The organism is Longimicrobiaceae bacterium (genome assembly GCA_036375715.1).
In the GTDB taxonomy this organism is placed as follows: Bacteria; Gemmatimonadota; Gemmatimonadetes; order Longimicrobiales; family Longimicrobiaceae; genus DASVBS01.
The window spans coordinates 1-4,451 of the sequence record DASVBS010000075.1; the positions used below are offsets into that span (position 1 = coordinate 1).

Annotated in this window: 3 protein-coding genes; all 3 read right to left on the minus strand. The window is 67.6% G+C overall.

Going from position 1 to position 4,451, the window contains the following annotated elements; genetic code table 11:
• The coding region (locus tag VF167_15930; protein ID HEX6926913.1) for a pyridoxal-phosphate dependent enzyme at nt 1-451 on the minus strand (451 nt) is incomplete at its 3' end.
• 7 nt (nt 452-458) lie between these two features.
• Nucleotides 459-2,960, minus strand: coding sequence for a cation:proton antiporter (locus VF167_15935; protein ID HEX6926914.1), 2,502 nt, complete (start codon nt 2,958-2,960; stop codon nt 459-461).
• Between the two features lie 58 nt (nt 2,961-3,018).
• Entirely contained in the window at nt 3,019-4,200 is a 1,182-nt protein-coding gene (gene moeB, locus VF167_15940) for a molybdopterin-synthase adenylyltransferase MoeB (protein HEX6926915.1), read from the minus strand.
• Nucleotides 4,201-4,451: the final 251 nt, after the last annotated feature.

The following is a 4,451-nucleotide window of genomic DNA, read 5'->3' on the forward strand; positions in this document are numbered from 1 at the left end:
GGTGATCGTACGGGGGAATCAACGCAATCCCCCGCTCTGCCCGCACTCGCTCCGCCAGCTCCTCGCGCACCGTCTCGCGCGGATCGTACGGGATCACCTCGGCACCGTACCCGCGCGTTGCGCTCACCTTGGCCTGCGGCGCGTCGGCCGGCATGATCACCGTTGCCGGAACGCCCAGGATCCGGCTCGCCAGCGCGACCGCCTGCGCGTGGTTCCCCGAGGAGAAGGCCAGCACGCCTCGCGCGCGCGTGTCGGGGTCCAGGCGCGAAATCGCGTTGTAGGCGCCCCGAAACTTGAAGGCGCCAGCACGCTGGAGGTTCTCACATTTGACGAAGACCTCCGCTCCCGCGATCCGGTCCAGCGTGCGCGAGCGCATCACCGGAGTGCGATGAGCGACCCCATGGAGCCGCCGCGCGGCCTCGAGCACTGCCTCGTGGTCCGGTGGCGACACGGCGGTGTCAGTCGCGACGTGAGCGCCGGCCTTCCTCGTCCCCACTCTCCTCGGAGCGTCGCCGCGGCCCGTTGGCACCCACCGCTCCGCCGAGCAGCTCCTGCACGTACTCCTCGCGGCTCACCAGCCGCGCGATCTCGGCGAGCGACCGCAGGTGTTCCTGCGGCCGATCCGCGGGGCTGAGCAGGACGAACACGAGGTTCGCGGGATGCCGCGCCTGGGGGAACTCGATCCCCTCCTGGCTGGTGCCGAGGAAGAGCACGGGCTCGGAGATCCCCGAGACTCGCGCGTGAGGCACCACCACCCCCGAGCGCACCTCGGTGGAGAACTCCTCCTCCCCCTCCACCAGCGCCGCCAGGATCGACTCGACCTTCTGCGGATCGTCGAGACCGGTGCGCAGAATGGTGCGCAGCGCTTCGGGATAGGGCGTGCGCGGAAGGTCGAAGGTGATTCGCTCCGGCTGCAGTCCGCGCGGCAGTACGCTGGGTGAGGGCGCATCCCTGGCGGGAGTATCGACCTCCGAGGGGTAAAAGATTAGGAAGCTCTCGGGAACCAGTCCGGCGAGCTGTCCCGGAAGGCGCTCGAGCTTGGGATGCCACGGGAGGGTTCCCCGCCGGGCGCTGAGCACCACCACCAGGTCGTCCGCCTGCAATTGGGAGCGCAACTCCCCGAGCAGAGCGCCCCAGCGCTCGACCCGCTGGAAGCGGATCGGCAGCGTCGGCTTGATGGGCTCCAGCATCTGGGCCACACGATCCACCTCCTCGTTCACCACCAGACCCAGGATCGTGGCGCCGAGCTGGCTGGCGAGCGTCTTGACCGCGCGAGCGGCCTCGCCGAAGCCCGGGTGGCGGTAGATGAGGGGTGGCAGGATCACCACCAGGCGCTTGGTGACGTTGAGCGGGTGGCCGAGCTTCGCCACCACTACCATCTGCCTGGTACTGGCGAGGAGCTGGTCAAGCACGCTGCCGAAGATCTCACCGACGGCCGACCGGCCGCCGTCCCAGCCGATCACGACCATCGTGCTCCGCGTCTCGGCGATTCCCCGCACGATGCCCGAGGCCACGTTCTGGTCGACGCGGGTCAGGGGAACCACGGGCACCTCCGCGCCCGAGGCGTGAATCACCGCGTGGCTCAGCATCCGCTCCGCCTCGGCCACCTGCGCCTCGGTCATGTCGCCGAGGTCCGAAACAACCGTCAATGGGTGCAGCGGCTCGTCGGAGTTCGGGCCGCGCAGCATGATCGCCAGGTCGATCAGCGACTCCTCGGTGGCGGGGTTGGCGATGGGGATGAGGATCCGCTCGGGCGCCTCCGAGGGCTCGTACGGGCGGTGCTCCTCCGCGAGCGCGACTTCGCGCCCCGAGTGCTCGACCACCCACGGTCCGATCACGCAGGTGACCAGGATGATCACGACGATGGCGTTCACCACCGTCTCGTCGAACAGACCGATCTGGTAGCCGACGAGCGTGATGGCCATGGTGGCCGCCGCGTGGGAGACCGACAGGCCGAACATTACCCAGCCCTCACTGGGGGTGAAGCCGAAGAGGCGCTGGGTGACCTTCGCGGCGAACGCCTTGGAGAAGACCGTGGCGAAGACCAGCACAGCGATGACCGTCCAGGCCTCGGTGTCGGCGAAGGCCCGGATGTCCACCAGCATCCCCACCGAGAGCAGGAAGAACGGGACGAAAATGCTGTTCGCCACGAACTTCAGCCGGTTCATCAGCGTGCTGTGTTCCGGCACCAGCCGGTTCAGCGCAAAACCGGCCATCAGCGCGCCGATGATCGGCTCGATGTGGATGACGTGGGCGATGTACGCGGTGACGAAGGCAATCGCGAGTGTGAAGACGAACTCGTTGATGCCGTCGGAGCGCAGGCGTCTGAAGAACCACCGCGCCACCCTCGGCACACCCCACATCACCAGGAAGGTGTAGGCCGTCAGCAGGCCCATCAACCGCACCCAGAAGAGCGGCCCCGTTACTCCGCCCTGCGCGCCGGTGACGACTGCCAGTACGAGGAGCGCGAGGAGGTCTGTGAGCAGCGTGGCACCCAGCACGGTGGTCACCGCCCCGCTCTTCACGATCCCCAGGCGGCTGGCGATGGGGAACGCGACCAGCGTGTGGGAGGCGAACATCGCCCCGAGCAGAACGGCCGAGGGCAGCGCGTAGCCCAACATCAGGCTCAGCGACGTGCCGATGACCTGCGGGAGGGCGAAGGAGAGGAAGCCGAAGATGAGGCTGTGCTTCCGGTGCCGGTTGAACTCGTTGAGGTCGAGCTCGAGCCCCACCATGAACATCAGGTAGAGCAGGCCGACGGTGCCCAGGAGCACGATGGTCGTCCCACGCGCCAGCAGGTTGAAGCCGTTCGGCCCCACGATCGCGCCAGCGACGATCAGCCCGATCAATCCCGGAACCCGCATCCGCTCGAAGACGATCGGTGCGAGCAGGAAGATCACCATCGCCAACGCGAAGATGAGCACCGGGTCGGTGATGGGGAGTGCGGCCAATGTGCTCATGCGATGTCCTCAGCCCGTGGTGGCCGGTGGCGGCCCGAGCCCGGGAGCTCGGAACATCTCAGTATTTGGGGATCGAAGGGTCCACCTCGTCCGACCAGGCGAGAATGCCACCCTTGAGGTTCCATAGCCGCTCGTAGCCCTGCTCGCGCAGGAACTCGAGCGCCCGGGCACTGCGCGCCCCGGAGCGGCACTGCAGCACGATCTCCTGCGAGGGGTCGAGCTCGTCGAGCCGATCGCCCAGCTCCCCCAGGGGGATCAGGCGGGCTCCGTAGCGTGCGAGGTTGCCGATCTCCCACTCGTGCGGCTCGCGCACGTCCACGATGGTAATCGGGTCGCCGCGATCGAGCCGAGCCTTCAGCTCCTTCACGTCCATCTCGGGAATTCGTTCCATTGGGTCATCCTTCTCCGTTTCCGGGGTGTAGCCGCAGAAGAGCTCGTAGTCGATCAACTCGCGGACCGTGGGGTGCTCTCCACAGACAGGACAGTCGGGATCCTTGCGCAGGCGCATCTCGCGGAAACGCATCCGCAGCGCGTCGAGCATGAGCAGCCGGCCGACCAGCGATTCGCCGGCGCCGAGCAGCAGCTTGAGCGCCTCCGTCGCCTGGATCGTCCCGATGATTCCCGGCAGCACCCCCAGAACGCCCCCCTCGGCGCACGACGGAACCATTCCCGGGGGCGGCGGCTCGGCGAAGAGGCAGCGGTAGCACGGGCCGCGCTCCGCCCAGAAAACCGAGGCCTGACCCTCGAAGCGGAAGATGGACCCGTACACGTTCGGCTTGCCCGTCAACACGCAGGCGTCGTTGACCAGGTACCGCGTGGGGAAGTTGTCGGTCCCGTCGACGACGACATCGTAGGCCGCGACGATCTCCATCGCGTTCTCGGAGGTCAGTCGCTCGGGGATGGGCTCGACCACCACGTGGGGGTTGATGTCCCGCAGCCGGTCGCTGGCGGAGTCGAGCTTCGGGCGGCCCAGGTCGGAGGTGCCATGGAGAACCTGCCGCTGCAGGTTGGTCACGTCGACCTGATCGAACTCGACCATGCCCAGCGTGCCGACGCCCGCGGCAGCGAGGTAGAGCGATACGGGCGATCCGAGCCCGCCTGCGCCCACGAGCAGTACGCGCGCCCCCTTGAGGCGCCGCTGCCCATCCGGGCCCACCTCGGGAAGGAGCAGGTGCCGGGAATAGCGAAGCGTCTCCTCCGGGGTGAGGGTCGGCGCCTCCGGCGTGACAGTGGTGCTCATCGTCGGCCTACCGGTAACGAGTTCTCCGATGGGGACATCGCCAATCTAGCCGCGCCTGGGGGTGGCTGTCATCGGTCTGGACGGAATTGTGCATGTTCAAGGGCTGGTTAATTATTCGGGTTCGAGGTTGTTCGTTACTCCGCAGAGGTGGAATCGCAGTCCATGAAGGAGCCGCTGGTGGGGAGAATTCGTCTGTTGTCAGAGCGGCCGATGGCTGGCTGGATCGCCGGGTTGGCGTCCGTGCTCGTGCT